The following is a 20,276-nucleotide window of genomic DNA, read 5'->3' as shown; positions in this document are numbered from 1 at the left end:
GAGGACCGTCCGATGCGGTTTTCACCCTCTCCCCAAAGGGGCGAGGGGACCGTCCGATGCGGTTTTCACCCTTTCCCCAATGGGGCGAGGGGATTGTCCGATGCGGTTTTCACCCTCTCCCTAAAGGAGGGTGGGGACTGCCAGACGCGGTTTTCACCCTCTCCCCAAAGGGGCGAGGGGACTGTCAGACGCGGTTTTCATCCTCTCCCCAAAGGGGCGAGGGGACTGTCCGACGCGGTTTTCACCCTCTCCCCAAAGGGGGGAGGGGGCTGTCCGACGCGGTTTTTACCTTCTGCCCAAATGGGCCAGCGGACTGTCAGACGCGGTGGTTTTCACCCTCTCCCTTTTAGGGAGAGGGCTGGGGTGAGGGTTGTAAATGCGCCTCTATATACCGCTGATAGCGGTTCGCCTTCAGATAGCACAAGTCCACCAGCACCAGCCCATCCACGCAGTTGTTAAACGACGGGTCGCTGCCAAAATCGATAAACTGTACGCCGCCTGGCTCGCATAGCTCGGAATACTGCTTATATAACGGCGGGATGCCGCATCCCAGATTGCCGAGCAGCGATTTCAGCCGGGTCAGATCCTCTACATAATCTTCCCCACCAAACTGCGCCAGCACCTCGGGTAACGAGGCGGGATAGGGGCGACGCGAGGCGGCCAGCGGGTGCGTTGCCGGGAACCAAAGCCGGTAAAAGGCCACCAGCAGATCCCGCGCTGCGGGCGGTAATCCACCGGAAATGGAGACGGGGCCGAACAGGTAGCGATAGTGCGGATAGCGCGCCAGATAAGCGCCAATCCCGGACCACAGGTAGTCCAGCCCGCGCCGTCCCCAGTAACGCGGCTGAATAAAGCTGCGCCCCAGTTCAATGCCATGTTCAAGGATATCCCGCATTTTGTCGTCGTAGTGGAACAGGCTGTAGCTGTACAGCGCCTCCGGCTCCCGCATCGCCGTCGGGATAAAGCGGTAGGCGCCGACGATCTCCAGATCCTCGTCATCCCACAAAATCAAATGCAGGTAGTCATCATCAAAGCTGTCGGTGTCGCGGCGCTTCCCGCTGCCTTCCCCCACCGCGCGAAAGGCAATCTCCCGCAGACGCCCCAACTCGCGCAGGATCGGGGCCTCTTCCTGGCCGTTACGCTGCCACAGATAGATGGTTTTGCCATCGGCGGTGGTACCCAGAGATTCCGCCTGCGCCAGCTCGCGCTTCAGGGTCGCCCGGTCTTCCGGTCGCGCAATGGCAGATTCGGTTTTGAATATCCCCGGCAGCCCCTTGCCGAGACGCAGCACGTGCTGGCGGCACTGCTCGGCCATCTCCCGTGGGGAAAGTGTGGGGCTGAACCAGTGACTCCAGCCAATCTGCTGGCCGATTTTGACCGGCAGGCGGCTGTGGCGGCGGCGAAACATCTGCTGCATCAGCAGCAGCATCGACAGGTTCGGGGCGAGCAGGGTGCTGGCATAGAACAGCAGGCTGTTGCGGGCGTGGATGTTGACCGGCAGCAGCGGCGCGCGAAATTTGCCCGCCAGCTTGATAAAGCCAGGGTGCCACTTTTTATCGCGGATGCCTGTGCGCGTCGGGCGGGAGACTTCCCCCGCCGGGAAGAAGATCAGCACGCCGGCATGTTGCAAATGCTGCTCCATCAGGGTGAACGACGATTTCGCCGTCCGCCCGCCGATGTTATCCACCGGGATAAACAGCGAGCTTAGCGGCTCCAGATGCGTCAGCATGCGGTTGGTCACCACTTTTACATCACGGCGCACGCGGGAGACGGCATACAGCAGCGCCAGCCCGTCCAGCGTACCGGTAGGATGGTTAGCCATCACAATGAGCGGGCCGTGAGCGGGGATCTGTTCGAGGTCGTGAGCCGGAAGGGTGCAGAGGATATCGAGATGTTCCAGAACCTGTTCCACCATATCCAGCCCTTTCAGGTGGCGGTGGTAGGCGGCAAACTGCCGGAACTCTTCTTCGTGGAATAATTTCTTTAACAGCCTTTTTTGCCAGGGGGCAGGCCTCGCCTGCGGCCAAAGGTCATCAAGAACGCTGTCGAGACTAAACATGGTGGCACCTCCTGCTGTCCTGCTCAGACAGTAGAAGCGGCAGATGTCGGTTGTATTGCAGAGGAGTGAAGCTTGTGTTCCAGGTCGTAGGCCGGGCAGGGCGAAGCCGCTACCCGGCAATACGGATTAACGCAGAATTTTCTTCTCGGCCAGATCCAGCGCGAAGTAGCTGAAGATCAGATCCGCGCCTGCACGTTTGATCGCGCCCAGACTTTCAAGGATCACTTTCTCTTCGTCGATCGCCCCCGCCTGAGCGGCGAATTTGATCATCGCGTACTCACCGCTCACCTGATAGGCACCCAGCGGCAGCGTTGTGCGCTCGCGGATATCACGCAGGATGTCCAGGTAAGCGCCAGCCGGTTTTACCATCAGGCAGTCGGCACCCTGGGCTTCGTCGAGCAGCGATTCACGGATCGCTTCGCGGCGGTTCAGCGGGTTCATCTGGTAAGTTTTGCGATCGCCTTTCAGCGCAGTGCCCGCCGCTTCGCGGAACGGACCGTAGAAAGACGAGGCAAACTTGGTGGAGTAAGACATGATCGCGGTATCGGTGAAGCCCGCGGCGTCCAGCGCCTGGCGGATAGCCTGCACCTGACCATCCATTGCGGCAGACGGGGCGATAAAGTCAGCGCCCGCAGCGGCGGCAACCACAGCCTGTTTGCCCAGGTTGAGCAGGGTCGCGTCGTTATCTACGCCATGATCGCACAGCACGCCGCAGTGGCCGTGGGAGGTGTATTCGCAGAAGCAGGTGTCGGACATGACGATCATCTCTGGCACCGTCTGCTTGGCAATCCGCGACATCCGCGCCACCAGACCATCCTCTTTCCAGGCATCGCTGCCGGTGGCGTCGGTATGGTGCGAGATGCCAAAGGTCATGATCGACCGGATGCCTGCGTTGGCGATACGCTCAATTTCGCGGGCCAGGTGTTTCTCTGGAATACGCATGACGCCCGGCATGGCGTCGATGGCTTTGTAGTCATCGATCTCTTCTTCAACAAAAATCGGCAACACCAGATCGTTTAAGGTCAGTGTTGTCTCTTCGAAAAGCGCGCGCAGAGCCGGGGATTTGCGCAGACGACGGGGACGAGCAATTAAATCGTTCATGATATGCCTGACGAGTGTGAATCAAAGAAGGTCAGTGTACCCGAAATGCTCATCGTCTGTTTTACTAAAGTTGTCGTTTAGCCCGCACTATTCAGGGCGGAAAGGGTATCTTATTATTTTTCACGTCGGTTTAATACCTTGAAATAAGTTCAGGTGTGAATGGCCTTAATCCATTTTCGAAACGTTTTTTCGTTTTCTTGGTAAAAGCTCCAAATATAAAAATGAAAAATTACATAAACCTGGTAGCATCTATTTATTATATTTCTTGATTGCTTTTGTATTATCAGTCTCAATGATCTTTCGCGTTTTAGTATGTCTTTTACTATTTATATTAACTTATTGTAATTATTGGATTAACTTATTATTTAATATGCCTAAAAAATCCATTTCTGTATTCAGTCTGATTTCGGACTTAATGGCTGGATTTATTGAACTAATTTGTGGCGAGGCTGCATAATTCGCCTCGCAATATATTTGCACTGTATATACGGACAAACTTGCTTACGTCCCTGAGGAGGGATGACCCAATGCAAACATGGAAAAAGAAACTTGTCGTATCTCAACTTGCATTAGCCTGTACGGTGGCTATCGCTTCTCAGGCCAATGCAAAAGATATTTCGGGTACAACCTATAACACCTTTGGTTACGATAATACCGCCACAGCGGCATGGTATAACGGCTATACCGACTGGAATTACTCCAGCGCGACGCACGATGGCGATATCTACCCTGTCATCAACAAGTCAACCGTCAACGGCGTGATCTCTTCCTACTACCTGGATGACGGCGCAGGCGGCTATGCAAACGCACTGTCTATTTCCAACAGCACCATCAACGGCATGATCACCTCCGAGTGCATGACCACGGAATGTGCTGATAACCTGAATACGGACGGCACTGCGCACCAGCAGTTCGATCGTTTTCAGCTGACGGTAGACAACTCCACCATCAACGATACCTATGAGCACTACGCTTACGATGTCGTGGACGGTGACAAGACCACCACGCAATACTGGGATACCCACGCGCTGGGCAATGCCATTACCCTCGACGAAGAATCCGACATCGTTATCCAGAATAACTCCCGCATTGCCGGGATCACCCTGGTGCAGGGTTATCATCAGCTGGATAACACCCCGTATGATTCCGTCACCGGTATCGAAGACAACGGCCATGTCTTTACCAATACTTTGCAGGTCAATGATTCCGTTGTGACTTCCGGTGCGTATAGCGATCTGGGCACTGAAGGTTTCTATGGTCAGTCGGCGAAACCGAGCGATTACGGCAACGGCAACGCCACTGCGTTGGATGATGCGGCTCTGATTGTCGCGGCCAGCAGCGCGGATAACGCAATGCAGACGACGGCTAACTTCGATCACTCTACCTTGACCGGCGATGTGCTGTTCAGCAGTACCTTCGACAACAACTTCTACCCGAATGGCGATCCTGCCACCGACACCACTGCTGACGGCGTCTACAACCCAACCACCAACGGCTGGGATGGTACCGACAGACTGGATCTGACCCTGGACAACCACAGCAAATGGGTCGGTGCTGCCGTCTCCAGCGTGGATGCAATTGGCACAGCGCAGATGTATGGCCTCGGCTACAGCGGTGTTGACTTGCATACCCTGTCGCCAAACAGCATCTGGCCAGGCTCCACCTTCGACGACAACAACCATCTGGTCGGCAATGAGGTTTATCAGAGCGGTATTTTCAATGTTGCGCTGAATAACGGTTCTGAATGGGATACCCGTAAGCAATCCAACATCGATGCGCTGACAGTGAATAACCGTTCGCAGGTCAATGTTGAAAACTCCAGTCTGCTGGCTGACAGCATTACGCTCACCAATGCGTCTTCACTGAACATCGGTGATGCCGGTGGCGTTGCCACGAATAGCCTGTATCTCGACAGCAGCAGCCAGGCTACCCTGACTGAAGAAACAGCAGAACTGTACGCCAACACCATTACGGTGGATAACCGCGCAGAACTGGCACTGGGTCTGGGCCAGGTGGACACCCACCAGATGGTGCTGACGGATGGCGGTGTGCTGAACGTTGCCAGCCGTGAATACGTCTTCAATTCCGATCTGAGCAATGCCCGTTACATCACCAACGACATCCACCATGCCGATTACGATTACGGGGTGATTGCCCTGAATTCCGATGGCCACCTGGCGGTTAATGGTGAAGTTTCCGGGAACTATAAAGTCCGTATTGATAACGCGACCGGTGCCGGTTCCGTTGCCGATTACAACAATAAAGAAGTGATCCGCATTTACGATAACAACGCGGATACCCACACCAGCTTCACCGCAGCCAACAAAGCGGATCTCGGTGCTTACACTTACGAGGCGCAGCAGCAGGGCGACACCGTAGTACTGCACCAGGAACGTCTGACTGACTACGCCAACATGGCGCTGAGCATTCCGTCTGCTAATACCAACATCTGGCATCTGCAGCAGGACGCTCTGGCTAACCGTCTGACTAACAGCCGTCATGGCCTGACAGACAACGGTGGCGCATGGGTGAACTTCTTCGGCGGTAATTTCGACGGTGATAACGGCACCATCCATTACGATCAGGACGTCACCGGCGTCATGGTGGGTGTGGATAGCCATATTGCTGGCAACAACGCCGACTGGATTGTGGGTGCGGCTGCGGGCTTTGCCAAAGGCGATATGAGCGATCGTAGCGGCCAGGTGGATCAGGATAGCCAGACCGCGATGCTGTACTCTGCGGCGCGCTTTGCTAACGATGTCTTCATCGACAGCTCCCTGAGCTACTCACGCTTCAATAACGATCTCACTGCCAACATGAGCAATGGCGAATACGTTGATGGCAACACCACAACCGACGCCTGGGGCTTTGGGCTGAAACTGGGCTACGACTGGAAACCGAACACCTCCGGTTACATCACGCCGTATGCTGCCGTTTCTGGCCTGTTCCAGTCTGGCGACGACTATCGTCTGAGCAACGACATGCGCGTGGGCAGTCAGTCTTACGACAGCATGCGTTATGAAGCCGGTATCGACGCAGGTTACACCTTCGGTTATGGCGATGATCAGGCGCTGACTCCGTACTTCAAACTGGCATATGTCTATGACGATGCGGGTGAAGATGCGAGCGTCAACGGCGATGACATTGATAACGGTATGAAAGGCTCCGCTGTACGCGTGGGTCTGGGTACTCAGTTCAGCTTCACCAAAAACTTCAGTGCTTACACTGATGCGACCTACGTCGGTGGTGGTGATGTTGATCAAAACTGGGGTGCCAACCTCGGTGTGAAATACACCTGGTAACATGCCTGATGCGGGGAGAGATATCTCCCCGCTTTTAGCGTCAGTTAAAGATGACTCGAGACCTGCATGAACCGGTATGCAAAACCTATTTCTGAATTCTCCCGGCTCGAAAAGTGCTTCTCTGCACACAGCACGCCGTTCAAACTCTCCGCCCAACTTCCGCTGTTTGAGGCTCGCAATGAAGAAAATTACTGTACGGTAGTGCTTCAGTCAGGCTCACTCAGTATTTACCGACAGCCGGATGATTTGCTTTTCGAGATTGTCGCCGCGCCTTATATCTTCGGAATTAATGCCGGCATGATGGGCTGCAGCACAGAGTATCAGCTGGTAACCCAATCCCCCTGTAGCGGGTTTTACCTTCCTGCCGCCAGCGCCCGCAATCTGATCCAACAGGCCGGTTTATGGGCTGATGCCTTCTGCTGGCTCTCCTGGCACCACAGGGTCATGGAGATCCGCGACAAACAGCTGGTGGGCAACAACTCGTACAGCCAGATCCGCGCCACGCTACTGAATATGGCCCAGTGGGATGAGACGTTACGGATGCGGATTGGGGTAATGAGCTACATTCAGCGCCGCACGCGGATTTCACGTTCAGTCGTGGCAGAGGTGCTGGCAGCGTTACGGCAGGGCAAATACATTACGATGGAAAGGGGCAAACTGGTTAGCGTCAACCGTTTGCCCGCGGAGTATTAATTATCCAGAGGTGGGGATCGCCTTCGGTTTATTCTCGCTCAGTTCCACCACCAGCTGGTTGACGCCGTCGCTCATGTTGACGAAACGCGTGAGCGGCGAGCGGGTCACGACCACGAATACCCCCACGTTAGACTGCGGGATCATCGCCATGTACGTGATGAATCCGCCGCCACCGCCGGTTTTCTGAATAATGCCCGGACGCCCGTTTTTTGGCGCCATATAGACCCAGCCGAGGCCCAACGCATCCGCGCGGCCTGGCACATCCATGCCGATCACCCGCGTTAACTGGTTACGCTGATAAATCAGCGTCTGCATTCTGTCGGCCTGGTTACTGCGTGCATAGAAATCAGACGAGAGGAACTGCTGCATCCAGCGCATCATGTCCCCTGGCGTGGAGTAAACGCCGCCGCTGCCAACCGCTGCCAGGGTGTTGTTACACGGGCTGGCCCCTTTCTCTGCCACCATCAGGCGCTTGCACTGATCGGGGGAGGGGGTAAAGGTGGTGTCTTTCATCCCCAGCGGACGGGCGATTTGCTCGTCAAACAGCTGGGCATAAGGTTTACCCGCAGCAGTGCCCAGTGCATCGGCCAGCAGATCGAACGCCAGGTTTGAGTAGGCGGCCTGCGAACCTGGCGTTGATTTCAGGGTTGCCGTCGATAACCAGTTCCAGCGCTGATCCCGGGTCGGCCAGACAAACACCGGACGATGCGCAGCGCCGCCCGGTTGTTCACGCGGCAGGGCGCTGGTATGGGTGGCCAGATTGACAAGCGTAATAGGCGCGCCCTGGTATGTCGGCACCCGTGCGCCCGGCGGGGCGTATTTGCTTAACGGGTCGTTCAGCTTCACCACGCCTTGATCGAGCAGTTTCACCAGCATCTCGCTGGTCATTAATTTGGTCAGGGAGGCAATGCGCACCACCGAATCCAGCTGCGGGTGGACATTGTTGCCCGGACGCGTTTCGCCAAAGCTGCGGAATACGCGCTGATTGCCGTCAATCGCCACCAGGGCCATCCCCGTTGCGCCGCTGCCGTAAAATATCAGGTTCGCATAGCGATCGACCACATCGGAGGCGAAGGCCGGATCGGCAATCGGCTGGGCAGGGGCAGCCTGCACGCAGGTGAGGCTGGCCGCATACAGCGCGGCGGAGAGTAACAGACTACGTTTCAACGAAAGCATCCATGAAGTGAATGGTAAAAGTATGCGTATTTATACTACTAAACGGCGTATTGCAAAGGCCTGAACAGCATAACGATAGCGCGAAAAAACGTAACCATGGGTAAATACGAACAATTTCGTTATTACCGATCTCATGTTTTGTGACATTGCGCTTATGATACCCGTCAGGTTGATTGACTTTTCCGCTCAGGTGGCGGTTGATGGCGAACTAAAAAGAGGCCGGCAGGTCTGATAATCCGTCGTCCACAGCAGTAGCGATAACTACAAGAAGGAAGCGTTATGTTTAAGTCGTTTTTCCCCAAACCGGGACCCTTTTTCCTTTCGGCCTTTATTTGGGCTTTGCTCGCTGTCGTTTTCTGGCAGGCCGGTGGGGGAGCCTGGTTTGAGCGCCTGCTCGGCATCACGAATGATGTGCCCATCAGCGCGGCGCGTTTCTGGTCTCCGGGCTACCTGCTCTTTTACGCTTATTACGCGTTCTGCGTAGGCGCCTTTGCCCTGTTCTGGTTTGTTTACTCGCCGCACCGCTGGCAGTACTGGTCAGTTCTCGGCACCTCGCTGATTATCTTTGTCACCTGGTTTCTGGTGGAGGTCGGGGTGGCGGTCAACGCCTGGTATGCCCCTTTCTATGACCTGATCCAGACCGCGCTCAGCGCGCCGCATAAAGTCACCATTAACCAGTTTTATCATGAAGTCGGCGTCTTCCTCGGGATCGCGCTGATCGCCGTTATTATTGGCGTGATGAATAACTTCTTTGTCAGCCACTATGTGTTCCGCTGGCGTACGGCAATGAACGAATACTATATGGCGCACTGGCAGCAGCTGCGCCATATCGAAGGGGCCGCTCAGCGTGTGCAGGAAGACACCATGCGTTTCGCCTCTACCTTAGAAGATATGGGGGTGAGCTTTATCAACGCCATTATGACCCTGATCGCCTTCCTGCCAGTGCTGGTCACGCTGTCAGCCCACGTGCCGGAGCTGCCGATTGTGGGCCATTTGCCGTACGGTCTGGTGATCGCCGCGATTGTCTGGTCGCTGATGGGGACGGGTCTGCTGGCGGCGGTGGGGATCAAACTGCCGGGACTGGAGTTTAAAAACCAGCGCGTCGAGGCCGCCTATCGTAAAGAGCTGGTCTATGGCGAAGACGATGCCAGCCGCGCCTCACCGCCGACGGTGCGCGAGCTGTTCGGCGCGGTGCGTCGTAACTATTTCCGCCTCTATTTCCACTATATGTACTTCAATATTGCCCGTATTCTTTATCTGCAGGTGGATAACGTTTTCGGCTTGTTCCTGCTGTTCCCGTCGATTGTTGCCGGTACTATCACCCTGGGTCTGATGACGCAAATCACGAATGTGTTTGGTCAGGTGCGCGGTTCATTCCAGTACCTGATCAGTTCATGGACCACGCTGGTGGAACTGATGTCTATCTATAAACGTTTACGCAGTTTCGAACGTGAGCTGGATGGTCAGGATCTACAGGAAGTGACCCATACGTTGAGCTAATACAGGGAGTCGTTATGTTTTTTACCGTACCGCGTGCGATACCGTTTTCGCTGCTTGCCGCTCTGGTCTTAGCCGGATGTGCGGAGAAGGGGGCTGCGCCACTGAAAAAGGGTGAAAAGCCCGTCGATGTGGCCAGCGTTGTGCGGCAAAAAATGCCCGCTACGGTGAAAGACCGGGATCAGTGGGCCTCGGCGCTGGCAAAAACCTTCGAGAGCCAGAAGATCGCCCCCACCGAGGAGAATATCTGCTCGGTACTGGCGGTGGCGCAGCAGGAGTCGCTGTATCAGTCCGATCCGGCGGTGCCGGGGCTGAACAAAATTGCCTGGAAAGAGATCGACCGCCGGGCGGAAAAGCTGCACATTCCGGCGTTTCTGGTCCACACCGCGCTGAAAATCACCTCGCCGAACGGCAAAAGCTACAGCGAGCGGCTGGATACGGTGAAAACCGAGAAACAGCTCAGCGCCATCTTCGACGATATGATCAGTATGGTGCCGATGGGACAGACCCTATTTGGCTCCCTGAACCCGGTGCATACTGGTGGGCCAATGCAGGTGAGTATCGCCTTCGCAGAAAAGCATACCGACGGCTATCCGTGGAAAATCGAGAATACGGTGCGCCAGGAGGTATTCTCTCTGCGCGGCGGCTTGTGGTTCGGCACTTATCATCTATTGAACTATCCCGCCAACTATACGGTGCCACTCTACCGCTTTGCTGATTTCAACGCTGGCTGGTACGCCAGCCGCAACGCGGCCTTCCAGAATGCGGTTAGCCGCGCCACCGGGGTGAAGCTGGCTCTGGACGGGGATCTGATTGCCTATGGCAGCAGCGAGGCCGGGAAGACAGAGCTGGCGGTGCGTAAACTGAAAGGCAAGCTGGACATGAGCGACAGTGAGATTCGCCAGCAACTGGCAAAAGGCGACAGCCTGGCGTTTGAGAAAACCGACCTGTATCAGCAGGTCTATAAACTGGCGGAGCAGAAGAGCGGGAAGGCACTACCGAAAGCGATGCTGCCGGGGATCCAGCTTGAAAGCCCGAAAATCACCCGCAATCTGACAACCGCCTGGTTTGCCCAGCGCGTTGACGATCGCCGGGCGAAGTGTATGGCGCTAAATTAGCGGTAGCGGCGCCAGCGCACCACCAGCGCAACGGCGCCCAACACCACCAGGCCCGCCAGGAATGGGATCAGCCCGAACACGGTGCTGACGCCCAATCCAATGTCTACGCGCGGACGAACGGAGTCTTCGACCTGCATCAGGTGTTCATACACGCCAGGGGCATGCACCAGGATGTTCAGCAGTTGTGAGCCTGCCCAGAAGCAGAACAGCACAAACAGAGCGTATGCAATATTTCCTGCCGTGGAGGTCTTAGGTTGTCTGGTGCTGAAAATCGGCTTCGACATCGTAAAGTCTGCCATAACTACCTCCGCAATGTTCTGTCTGGCTAAATGCCTGTTGTACACGCTGAGTTTGACACCTCATGGCAGATGTCAATATCGGAATGATGGTAATTTGGCCTGGAGAATTCTCCTGGATGTGCGAATTTTGCCGCACATCACAGATTTTTTACTTAAGTGAAATTCACTCTCATTTCAGATTTTCCGCATACGCCACAGACCTGGCGGCGAAACTGTGCGAGGATAGATTTTTTCTTCTGGAGCGACCATGCAACTGCCTGCCAAAATTCGCCGTGACTGGCATTTCTACGCCTTTGCAATTGGGCTGATCTTTATTCTGAATGGGGTGGTAGGGCTGCTGGGCTTTGAAGCGAAGGGCTGGCAAACCTATGCGGTAGGGCTGGTGACCTGGGTGATCAGTTTCTGGCTGGCGGGGTTTATCATTCGCCGTCGCCCGGAAGAGGCGACGGCAAAAGACGCGGATTAACCGTTAACGGAAACCTGAAGCGCGCTGTCAGCGGCATGCCGTTCCAGCGCCAGTTCAATCAGGCGGGTGATCAGATCCGGGTAGCTGAGGCCGCTGGCCTGCCACAGTTTCGGGTACATACTGATGTTGGTGAAGCCTGGCAGAGTGTTGATTTCATTGATAACGACGCGGTTATCCGCCGTTAAGAAGACATCGACACGCGCCATACCGCGACAGCCCAGCGCCTGATAAGCCTCGATGGCAATGGCGCGGATCGCGTCGTTGACCTCAGCATCCAGCACGGCAGGTACAACCACCTGCGCGCCCTGGTCGTCGATGTATTTGGTATCGTAAGAGTAGAACTCGCTGTTCAGCACCACTTCGCCACAGGTGCTGGCCTGCGGGAAATCATTCCCCAGCACCGCGCACTCAATCTCACGCCCTTTAATTCCCTGCTCAACCACTACTTTGTGATCGAAGGAAAACGCCAGACGTACCGCGTCGCTGAACTGCGCTTCGCTGTTCACTTTGCTGACGCCGACGGAGGAACCCTGGTTTGCCGGTTTGACGAACAGCGGCAGGCCAAAGCGGGCGCTAAGATCGGCAAAGGTGTGTTGGTCGCGGTTGGCGCGGGTGAGGGTGACAAAGGGGGCCACGTTCAGCCCGGCATCGCGTAGCAGGCGCTTGGTGACGTCTTTATCCATGCAGGCAGCAGAGCCGAGCACGTCGGAGCCGACAAACGGCAGGTTGGCCATTCGCAGCATCCCCTGCAGGGAGCCATCTTCGCCCAGCGTGCCGTGGACAATCGGGAAAATGACATCGACAGACGAAAGCGTCTGCCCGGTACTGGCATTGATCAGTTGGCCTTCCATTACGCCTGGCACGGTAGCAACGCTAATCTCAGACGGGTTCAGCGCGATGTGCGCCGGATCGTCGGCGTTGAGCAGATAGCCCTGCTCGTCGTTAATGTGCCACTGGCCCTGCTTATCAATACCTAACAGCACGACCTCAAAGCGGCTTTTATCAATCGCGTTAACGATATTTTTGGCCGATTGCAGCGACACTTCGTGCTCGGCTGATTTTCCCCCAAAGACAATACCTACCCGCAACTTCGCCATCACTTCGCTCATCCACTCTGACTCAAAACGCTTACCATATCACGATGCCCGGCGGGATTCGCCGCCTTCTGCCATAATGTTTTGGCACATTGTTTCAGGAGGGTGAGTGAAAGGGAAAAGCCTGATTATCTGTCTTGCTGTCATTGCTGCGGCCATCGCGGGCTACCGTTGGCTGCCGTCGTATTACAACCCCTTTGTGCCGCTAACCCTCGACGATCCCCCCGGCACGTTGACCCAGTTTAAGCTGCGTCGCCTGACCCCTGAACATTGTGAAATACTGCTGGCGCAGGCCAATGCGCGCCAGCTGATCCGTACCCAGTCGGTGGCCGACAGCGCGGGGGAGTGTCCGCTAAGTGATGTGGTGCGGGTGCGGAGTTTTGGCCGCGTCAGCCTTAGCAGCAGTTTTCTAGCCAGCTGCCCGCTGGCCCTCAGTTCGGCGCTGTTCATCAACCAGCAAGCCCGGCCCCTGACCGAAACCATGATGGGCAGCAGCCTGTCGCGCGTTGAGCACCTCGGCAGCTTTGCCTGCCGGAATATCTATCATCGCCCCAATGCCCGGCGCAGCGAACATGCTAGCGCTCAGGCGCTGGATATCAGCGGTTTCACCCTTGAGAACGGGCAGCGGATCTCGGTCTTGCGCGGCTGGGAAAACGCCACCTCCGGCCCGTGGCTGCGCGCGCTGTTGGACGCCAGTTGCGGCTATTTCGGCAATGCCCTCGGCCCGGACTACAATGCCGCCCACGCCAACCATTTCCATCTCGGGATGCGGGGTTTTGGTTACTGTCCGCAAAGCATAAATCACCAGACAAAAGGCAAAAATATGTGACATGTTTCACAAATATGATGACTGGGAAGATAAAACCCCAAAGTCGCGGCAGGCGCATCTCTAATAACTTTCGGCGCATCGTAACTTGCTAATCTGATAGCGAATTCACGCAAAATGTAGACAGTATCCGCCTATGGAATCCTGGAAAGTTAACCTCATTTCGGTCTGGTTTGGTTGTTTTTTCACCGGCCTCGCCATCAGCCAGATTTTACCCTTCTTGCCGCTGTATGTGTCCCAGCTTGGCGTCTCCTCCCATGAGGCGCTGTCAATGTGGTCGGGGCTGACCTTCAGCGTCACTTTTCTGGTTTCAGCTATCGTCTCACCGATGTGGGGCAGCCTTGCCGATCGTAAAGGGCGCAAGCTGATGCTGCTGCGCGCCTCGCTGGGGATGGCGATTGCGATCCTGCTCCAGGCCTTTGCCACCAACGTCTGGCAATTGTTCCTGCTGCGGGCGCTGATGGGGCTGACGTCCGGCTATATTCCGAACGCCATGGCGCTGGTGGCATCGCAGGTGCCCCGTGAGCGCAGTGGCTGGGCCATCAGCACGCTCTCAACGGCACAGATCAGCGGCGTAATTGGCGGCCCGCTGATGGGCGGCTTTCTGGCTGATCACGTGGGGCTTCGCGCGGTGTTCCTCATCACCGCCGTCCTGCTGGTGATCAGTTTTCTGGTGACGCTGTTTCTGATTAAAGAGGGCGCACGCCCGAGCGTGAGCAAAGCGGAACGTCTGAGCGGTAAGGCGGTATTTGCGTCGTTACCCTATCCCTGGCTGATGATTAGCCTGTTTGTCACCACCATGGTGATCCAGCTCTGCAATGGTTCGGTCGGGCCGATCCTCGCGCTGTTTATTCAGTCGATGGCGCCAGAGAGCAGCAATATTGCCTTCCTCAGCGGGATGATTGCCGCCGTGCCGGGCATTTCGGCGCTGATGTCTGCCCCACGTCTGGGCAAGCTGGGGGATCGCATCGGCACTGGTCGCATTCTGATGGCGACGCTTGTTGTGGCGGTGGTCCTCTTTTTCGCCATGTCCTTTGTCACCACGCCCTTCCAGCTTGGGGTGCTGCGTTTCCTGCTGGGCTTTGCCGATGGTGCCATGCTGCCTGCGGTGCAAACCCTGCTGATAAAATACTCCAGCGATCGGGTGACCGGGCGCATCTTCGGCTATAACCAATCGTTTATGTATCTGGGGAACGTTGCCGGGCCGTTGATGGGGGCGGCGGTCTCGGCGATGGCCGGATTCCGCTGGGTATTTTTCGCCACTGCGGTGGTGATATTGCTGAATATTATCCAGCTTGCATGGGCTATGCGGCGGCGTCGTCAGCAGGAAGATCGAACGCGCCAGATTAAGCGGTTGTAGCGCTGCTGTATAAGATAGTTAAGCAGGACTGTCGTTATCCATAATTAAAAATGATGGTTCTGCGTTTATATTGCGTTGTCACGACGATTTGAATTTCATTTAAAGAAACCTTTTATTTGACGTCGCGCAGACTATTTAATCGGGAATAAGTTTTGGCTTAAAAATAGTACTTTTAGCCACTTTGCAATCCTCAGGCATAATGATAACGTCGGAAAAAACCACATAAGGAAATACCGCTGTGAAAAATCTCATTGCTGAGTTATTGCTTAAGCTTGCCCAAAAGGAAGAAGAGTCGAAAGAGCTGGTAGCCCAGGTCGAAGCGCTCGAAATTGTGGTGACTGCACTGTTACGTCAGATGGCGAAAAGTGAGCAGCAGGCGCTGATCGACAGTGTGGAAGGCGCGCTGGATGAGGTTCGGCCAGATAAACAGGTATCTGTTGAGGACAGCGAGATGCTGCAACAATACGTAAAAAAGCTGTTACGGCACCCGCGCAGCTGAACGGTCATATGATGTAATTCCCCGTCATAGAACCGTCACATCGGTTGCCTATAGTCGCTCTGTTTTATTTTTTATGTATTTTTACATGGAGAAAATAAGTGAAACAGAGCGCACTTTATATCGCATTACTTTCCTTGCTGGTTACCCCTACAATTTATGCTGAAACTGTGGCACCGACCACGGTTCTGGATAATCGTGCCGCGCAGGGGGATATCACTCAACCTGGCGGCGCTCGCCGTCTGTCAGAGGATCAGACTGCGGCAATACGTGCATCACTGAATGACAAGCCAGCCAAAAATATTATTCTGCTGATTGGCGACGGGATGGGCGACTCCGAAATAACAGCGGCACGAAATTATGCCGAAGGCGCGGGCGGCTTTTTTAAAGGCATCGATGCCCTGCCGTTGACCGGACAATATACTCACTATGCGCTGGATAAAAAAACGGGCAAACCCGATTACGTGACCGACTCCGCGGCCTCCGCAACGGCGTGGACCACAGGCGTAAAAACCTATAATGGCGCGCTGGGCGTTGATATCCACGAAAAAGATCATCAGACCATCCTTGAGATGGCGAAAGCGGCGGGGCTGGCTACCGGCAACGTCTCCACCGCCGAATTGCAGGATGCGACACCCGCAGCGCTGGTCGCCCATGTGACCTCGCGTAAATGCTACGGCCCGTCCGTGACCAGTGAAAAATGCGCCAGCAACGCGCTGGAAAAAGGCGGAAAAGGCTCCATTACCGAACAACTGCTGAACGCCCGCGCCGATGTTACCCTTGGCGGCGGCGCGAAGACCTTCGCAGAAACCGCCACTACCGGCGAATGGCAGGGCAAAACCCTGCGTGAGCAGGCTCAGGCGCGCGGCTATCAGCTGGTAAGCGATGCCGCATCCCTCGCCGCCATTACCGACGCGGGCCAGGATAAGCCGCTGCTGGGGCTGTTTGCCGAAGGCAATATGCCGGTGCGTTGGGAAGGGCCGAAAGCCAGCTATCATGGCAATCTCGATAAGCCTCCCGTCACCTGTACGCCTAATCCACAGCGCAATGATAGCGTGCCAACCTTAGCGGCGATGACTGACAAAGCGATCTCCCTGTTGAGCAAAAACGAAAAAGGCTTCTTCCTGCAGGTAGAAGGTGCCTCGATCGATAAGCAGGATCATGCCGCGAACCCGTGCGGGCAGATTGGCGAAACCGTCGATCTGGATGAGGCCGTGCAGAAGGCGCTGGCGTTTGCGAAGCAGGATGGCAATACGCTGGTGATTGTCACTGCAGATCACGCCCACTCCAGCCAGATTGTCGCGCCGGATACCAAAGCACCGGGGTTGACGCAGGCGCTGACCACCAAAGACGGTGCCGTGATGGCGATGAGCTACGGCAACGCGGAAGGGGAGTCGATGGAGCATACCGGCAGCCAGCTGCGTATCGCGGCCTACGGTCCGCATGCCGCCAATGTGATTGGCCTGACGGATCAAACCGATCTGTTCTACACCATGCAAGCCGCGTTAGGTCTTAAATAAGCAACACCCGGCAGGAAAATCGCCTGCCGGGTGGTTTTTTCACCAGCACGAACCAGACTTACTGTGATCATCCACAGAAGGATAGTGCTATGAAAATCACACTGCTGGCTACGCTGCTCCTGGGTCTGTTTACGCTAACCCCTGCCTGGGCGCAGAATCAACAGCCCAACCCGCAGCAGCAACGTATGACCACCTGCAATCAACAGGCGACTGCTCAGGCCCTGAAGGGCGATTCCCGTAAGACCTACATGAGCGACTGTCTGAAAAATGCCTCCTCTAAACCTGCCGAAAAAAGCCTGACGCCACAGCAACAAAGGATGCGTGAATGTAACGATCAGGCGACCCAACAATCGCTCAAAGGCGACGACCGGAATAAGTTTATGAGCGCCTGTCTGAAGAAAAAAGGCTAGTTCAAACGGGTGAGCGAGCCAGGCGGCTCACCCGAAATATCATACTTAGCCTCAAGTAAGCCTTTCTATAATTTGGGAAAATGCTTTTGAGTGTTCCCAAAAATTATGAATGATGAAAACTTTTACAGCAAAGTCTATGCCCGGGAAGGGATTATTCATGCGCGTACCGCAGATGAACATCACCGCTCGGGTATCCGCCTGGCGCGTCGGCTCCGTTGGCCGCGTGCGGTGGGTCTGGCAATTCTCTTTATCCCGATTGCCAGCGTGCTGGTCTCGCAGCCGGTCAACGGCGTCTGGTGGCTACTGCTGGTGGGCTGGGCGTTCGTCTGGCCCCATCTGGCCTGGCAAATAGCTGCGCGTTCTTCCGATCCGCATAGTAGCGAGATGTTTAACCTCAGAGTGGACGCCATTATGGCCGGGGTCTGGATTGGGGTGATGGGGGTTAATGCCATGCCCAGCGCGGCGCTGGTCATGATGATAAGCATGAACCTGATAGGCGTGGGCGGGATCCGCCTGTACGGCCCCGGGGTGATAATGACCGCGCTGGCCGCGCTGATCGCTTTGCAACTCACCCACGTAACGCCGGACTACGTCAGCACGCCGCTGGAGATTGGACTCGCCCTGCCGGTGATCGTCTGTTACCCGATGCTGTTTGCCTGGATGAGTTTCCAGACCACCCGTCGTCTGGTGGAACATAAGCGACGGCTTGAGTTGATGAGTACCCTGGACGGCATGACCGGCGTCTTTAACCGTCGTCACTGGGAAGTGTTACTGCGCACGGAATATGAAAATTACCGCCGCTACCACCGTAGCGCCACGCTTCTGCTGATCGATATCGATCACTTCAAGAACATTAATGACAGCTGGGGCCATGACGTTGGCGACCTGGCGATTGTCGCCGTCACCCGCCAGCTGCAGCTCACATTACGCGCCAGCGATATGATTGGCCGGTTTGGCGGAGATGAGTTCGCGGTGATCATGAGCGGTACGACAGCGGAAAGCGCCATTGCGGCGATGTCGCGGGTGCATGAAAGGCTGGCAGATTTACATCTGCCGGGAATGCCGCAGGTAAAGATTTCCATCAGCGTCGGCGTTGCGCCACTCACGACGTCGATGGTGCATTACCAGGAGTGGCTTAAAGCGGCGGATATCGCGCTCTACAAAGCGAAAAACGCCGGACGTAACCGCACCGAAGTGGCGGCCTGACGTCCGGCAGTCGGTCAGGACTTACTCAACAGCTCTGATTTTTCCATGCACTTGTTCATGGCTTCAATGACGGCGGCACGGAAGCCGCGCGCTTCCAGTTCCCGCACCGCTTCGATGGTGGTGCCGCCAGGGGAACAGACCATATCTTTCAGTTCGCCCGGATGCTTGCCGGTTTCGAGCACCATTTTGGCAGATCCCATCACCGCCTGTGCGGCAAATTTATAGGCCTGCGCACGCGGCATCCCACCCAGAACGGCCGCATCGGCCATCGCTTCAATAAACATAAATACGTAGGCAGGCGCTGACCCGCTGACCCCGACCACCGGGTGGATCATCGCCTCGGCAATTACTTCGGCTTCACCGAAGCAGCGGAAAATGTTGAGCACATCGGCAACTTCTTCGGCGGTCACCAGCGCGTTCGGCGTGATGGAGGTCATGCCCGCGTTGACCAGCGACGGCGTGTTGGGCATGGCGCGGACAATTTTACGGTCATGGCCCAGCGCACGCGCCAGCTGATCGAGGGTAACGCCTGCGGCGATAGAGACCACCAGCGTCTCTTTGTTGAGGCTGGAAGTGATGTCGCTCAGGACTTTCACCATCATGTTCGGCTTCACTGCGCCAAAGACGATATCGGCGACCTGAGCCACTTCCTGGGCGCTTTGCGCGGCGTTGATCCCGTACTGATCGTGCAGAGCGGCGACTTTGTCCGGCGACGGGGTATAGACCCAAATCTGGCCGGGCAGCACCTGCCCGCTGGCAATCAGACCGCCGAGAATGGCTTTGCCCATATTACCGCAGCCAATAAAACCGATTTTCTTCTCCATCACGTCTCCCTCTTAGGCTTTGTTATGTGTGTGGAACTTTAGCCTATCGCGGTTTTTTACGCAGCATTAAAGCATCCGCCCCATCCGTTACTTTGCCTGGCGGGAAAAGCAGGCGACAATAGGCTCCTGTTCTATACCGGAGAGAGAAGATGGCGATTTGGGTGGATGCCGATGCGTGTCCGAATGTCATTAAAGAGATCCTGTTTCGTGCCGCCGAGCGCGTACAGATGCCAATGACGCTGGTGGCGAATCAGAACCTGCGCGTGCCGCCGTCCCGCTTTATTCGTACCCTGCGTGTTCCAGCAGGTTTTGACGTGGCCGATAACGAAATCGTGCGTCAGTGCAGCGCCGGAGACCTGGTGATCACCGCCGATATCCCGCTGGCGGCAGAAGTGCTGGAGAAAGGGGCGACGGCGCTGAACCCGCGCGGGGAACGTTACTCCCCGGCCACCATCCGTGAAAAGCTGACGATGCGCGATTTCATGGATACTCTGCGCGCCAGTGGCGTCCAGACCGGTGGGCCGGACAGTTTGTCTCAGCGCGACAGACAGCTCTTTGCCGCCGAACTCGATAAATGGCTGCTGGAAGTGAAGCGCCGTCAGGGGTAATCATCATAGTGACATAGGCGTCTGCCACTATTACTCCCTTCCGGGGTTGTCAATGGCGGGTGGGTTCAGGTAAGGTGAGCGCACCGTCAGTGCAACTATTTCTTTACAGGATCTTCCCTGACTCTCTATAGCATTGACTGATATGGCATATTAATGCCACGCCTGATGTAATAAATGTTTTACGATTACTTATGTACTAGCTTAATGATATCATGGCACTC

The 20,276-nt window shown here is 55.8% G+C and carries 18 protein-coding genes; 12 read left to right on the top strand and 6 right to left on the bottom strand.

Features of this window, described 5'->3' with window-relative positions; genetic code table 11:
- Positions 1–346: 346 nt before the first annotated feature.
- Together ACF8PE_RS06000 and hemB are read right to left on the bottom strand one after the other, a co-directional pair.
- Positions 347–2,059: a lysophospholipid acyltransferase family protein gene (locus ACF8PE_RS06000; protein WP_032616766.1), complete on the bottom strand. Its 1,713-nt coding sequence runs from the start codon at positions 2,057–2,059 to the stop codon at positions 347–349.
- Positions 2,060–2,185: 126 nt separating this feature from the next.
- The gene (hemB, locus tag ACF8PE_RS05995) at positions 2,186–3,160 is read right to left on the bottom strand and encodes a porphobilinogen synthase (RefSeq protein ID WP_032616767.1); all 975 of its coding nucleotides are present in this window, start codon (positions 3,158–3,160) and stop codon (positions 2,186–2,188) included.
- A 527-nt stretch (positions 3,161–3,687) separates the two neighbouring features.
- On the opposite strand from hemB, the gene ACF8PE_RS05990 reads away from it, so the two are divergent.
- Both ACF8PE_RS05990 and ACF8PE_RS05985 read left to right on the top strand, forming a co-directional pair.
- Positions 3,688–6,462, top strand: a complete 2,775-nt coding sequence (locus tag ACF8PE_RS05990; protein WP_144883480.1) for an autotransporter outer membrane beta-barrel domain-containing protein — start codon at positions 3,688–3,690, stop codon at positions 6,460–6,462.
- Positions 6,463–6,528: 66 nt separating this feature from the next.
- Positions 6,529–7,155 (top strand): helix-turn-helix domain-containing protein, encoded by a 627-nt coding sequence (locus ACF8PE_RS05985; protein WP_032616769.1) that lies wholly within the window; start codon positions 6,529–6,531, stop codon positions 7,153–7,155.
- Here the strand turns inward: ACF8PE_RS05985 and ampH are convergent, their stop codons facing one another.
- Entirely contained in the window at positions 7,156–8,322 is a 1,167-nt protein-coding gene (gene ampH / locus ACF8PE_RS05980) for a D-alanyl-D-alanine-carboxypeptidase/endopeptidase AmpH (RefSeq protein WP_059308631.1), read from the bottom strand.
- A gap of 288 nt (positions 8,323–8,610) precedes the next feature.
- Between ampH and sbmA the strand changes: the two genes are divergently transcribed.
- Both sbmA and ACF8PE_RS05970 read left to right on the top strand, forming a co-directional pair.
- The gene (gene sbmA, locus ACF8PE_RS05975) at positions 8,611–9,831 is read left to right on the top strand and encodes a peptide antibiotic transporter SbmA (RefSeq protein WP_032616772.1); all 1,221 of its coding nucleotides are present in this window, start codon (positions 8,611–8,613) and stop codon (positions 9,829–9,831) included.
- Between the two features lie 14 nt (positions 9,832–9,845).
- Entirely contained in the window at positions 9,846–10,946 is a 1,101-nt protein-coding gene (locus ACF8PE_RS05970) for a DUF1615 domain-containing protein (protein ID WP_191153104.1), read from the top strand.
- On the opposite strand, the gene ACF8PE_RS05965 is transcribed toward ACF8PE_RS05970, so the two are convergent.
- Positions 10,943–11,245 carry a DUF2755 family protein gene (locus tag ACF8PE_RS05965; protein WP_032616774.1) on the bottom strand — a complete coding sequence of 101 codons (303 nt, stop codon included), beginning with the start codon at positions 11,243–11,245 and terminating at the stop codon, positions 10,943–10,945. The two genes, ACF8PE_RS05970 and ACF8PE_RS05965, sit on opposite strands and share 4 nt — an antisense overlap.
- 247 nt (positions 11,246–11,492) lie before the next feature.
- Between ACF8PE_RS05965 and ACF8PE_RS05960 the strand changes: the two genes are divergently transcribed.
- Complete coding sequence (locus ACF8PE_RS05960) at positions 11,493–11,711, top strand: DUF2754 domain-containing protein (RefSeq protein WP_280712967.1); 219 nt, start codon at positions 11,493–11,495, stop codon at positions 11,709–11,711.
- Here ACF8PE_RS05960 and ddlA read toward each other — a convergent pair.
- Positions 11,708–12,808, bottom strand: coding sequence for a D-alanine--D-alanine ligase (ddlA, locus tag ACF8PE_RS05955; RefSeq protein WP_392494685.1), 1,101 nt, complete (start codon positions 12,806–12,808; stop codon positions 11,708–11,710). The genes ACF8PE_RS05960 and ddlA overlap by 4 nt on opposite strands.
- Positions 12,809–12,914: 106 nt before the next feature.
- On the opposite strand from ddlA, the gene ACF8PE_RS05950 reads away from it, so the two are divergent.
- From ACF8PE_RS05950 to adrA, 6 genes are all read left to right on the top strand, one after another.
- Entirely contained in the window at positions 12,915–13,634 is a 720-nt protein-coding gene (locus ACF8PE_RS05950) for an extensin family protein (RefSeq protein WP_204231109.1), read from the top strand.
- Between the two features lie 133 nt (positions 13,635–13,767).
- On the top strand, positions 13,768–14,991 hold the full coding sequence (locus ACF8PE_RS05945) for a multidrug efflux MFS transporter (RefSeq protein ID WP_059308627.1): 1,224 nt from the start codon (positions 13,768–13,770) through the stop codon (positions 14,989–14,991).
- A 238-nt stretch (positions 14,992–15,229) separates the two neighbouring features.
- Complete coding sequence (iraP, locus tag ACF8PE_RS05940) at positions 15,230–15,490, top strand: anti-adapter protein IraP (RefSeq protein WP_032616777.1); 261 nt, start codon at positions 15,230–15,232, stop codon at positions 15,488–15,490.
- Between the two features lie 98 nt (positions 15,491–15,588).
- Positions 15,589–17,007 (top strand): alkaline phosphatase, encoded by a 1,419-nt coding sequence (phoA, locus tag ACF8PE_RS05935; RefSeq protein WP_077227008.1) that lies wholly within the window; start codon positions 15,589–15,591, stop codon positions 17,005–17,007.
- An 89-nt stretch (positions 17,008–17,096) separates the two neighbouring features.
- Positions 17,097–17,417 (top strand): phosphate starvation-inducible protein PsiF, encoded by a 321-nt coding sequence (psiF, locus tag ACF8PE_RS05930; protein WP_392494684.1) that lies wholly within the window; start codon positions 17,097–17,099, stop codon positions 17,415–17,417.
- Between the two features lie 90 nt (positions 17,418–17,507).
- On the top strand, positions 17,508–18,623 hold the full coding sequence (gene adrA, locus ACF8PE_RS05925) for a diguanylate cyclase AdrA (protein WP_098946226.1): 1,116 nt from the start codon (positions 17,508–17,510) through the stop codon (positions 18,621–18,623).
- Between the two features lie 14 nt (positions 18,624–18,637).
- Here adrA and proC read toward each other — a convergent pair whose 3' ends face one another.
- Complete coding sequence (gene proC / locus ACF8PE_RS05920) at positions 18,638–19,447, bottom strand: pyrroline-5-carboxylate reductase (RefSeq protein ID WP_032616781.1); 810 nt, start codon at positions 19,445–19,447, stop codon at positions 18,638–18,640.
- Positions 19,448–19,596: 149 nt separating this feature from the next.
- Between proC and ACF8PE_RS05915 the strand changes: the two genes are divergently transcribed.
- Complete coding sequence (locus ACF8PE_RS05915) at positions 19,597–20,055, top strand: YaiI/YqxD family protein (RefSeq protein WP_392494683.1); 459 nt, start codon at positions 19,597–19,599, stop codon at positions 20,053–20,055.
- Positions 20,056–20,276 lie beyond the last annotated feature (221 nt).

This window comes from Leclercia sp. GLN_9, from assembly GCF_043105735.1.
Lineage (GTDB): Bacteria > Pseudomonadota > Gammaproteobacteria > Enterobacterales > Enterobacteriaceae > Enterobacter > Enterobacter adecarboxylatus.
Note: the sequence above shows the minus strand (reverse complement) of the source record. Positions and strands in the feature narration are given on the sequence as shown.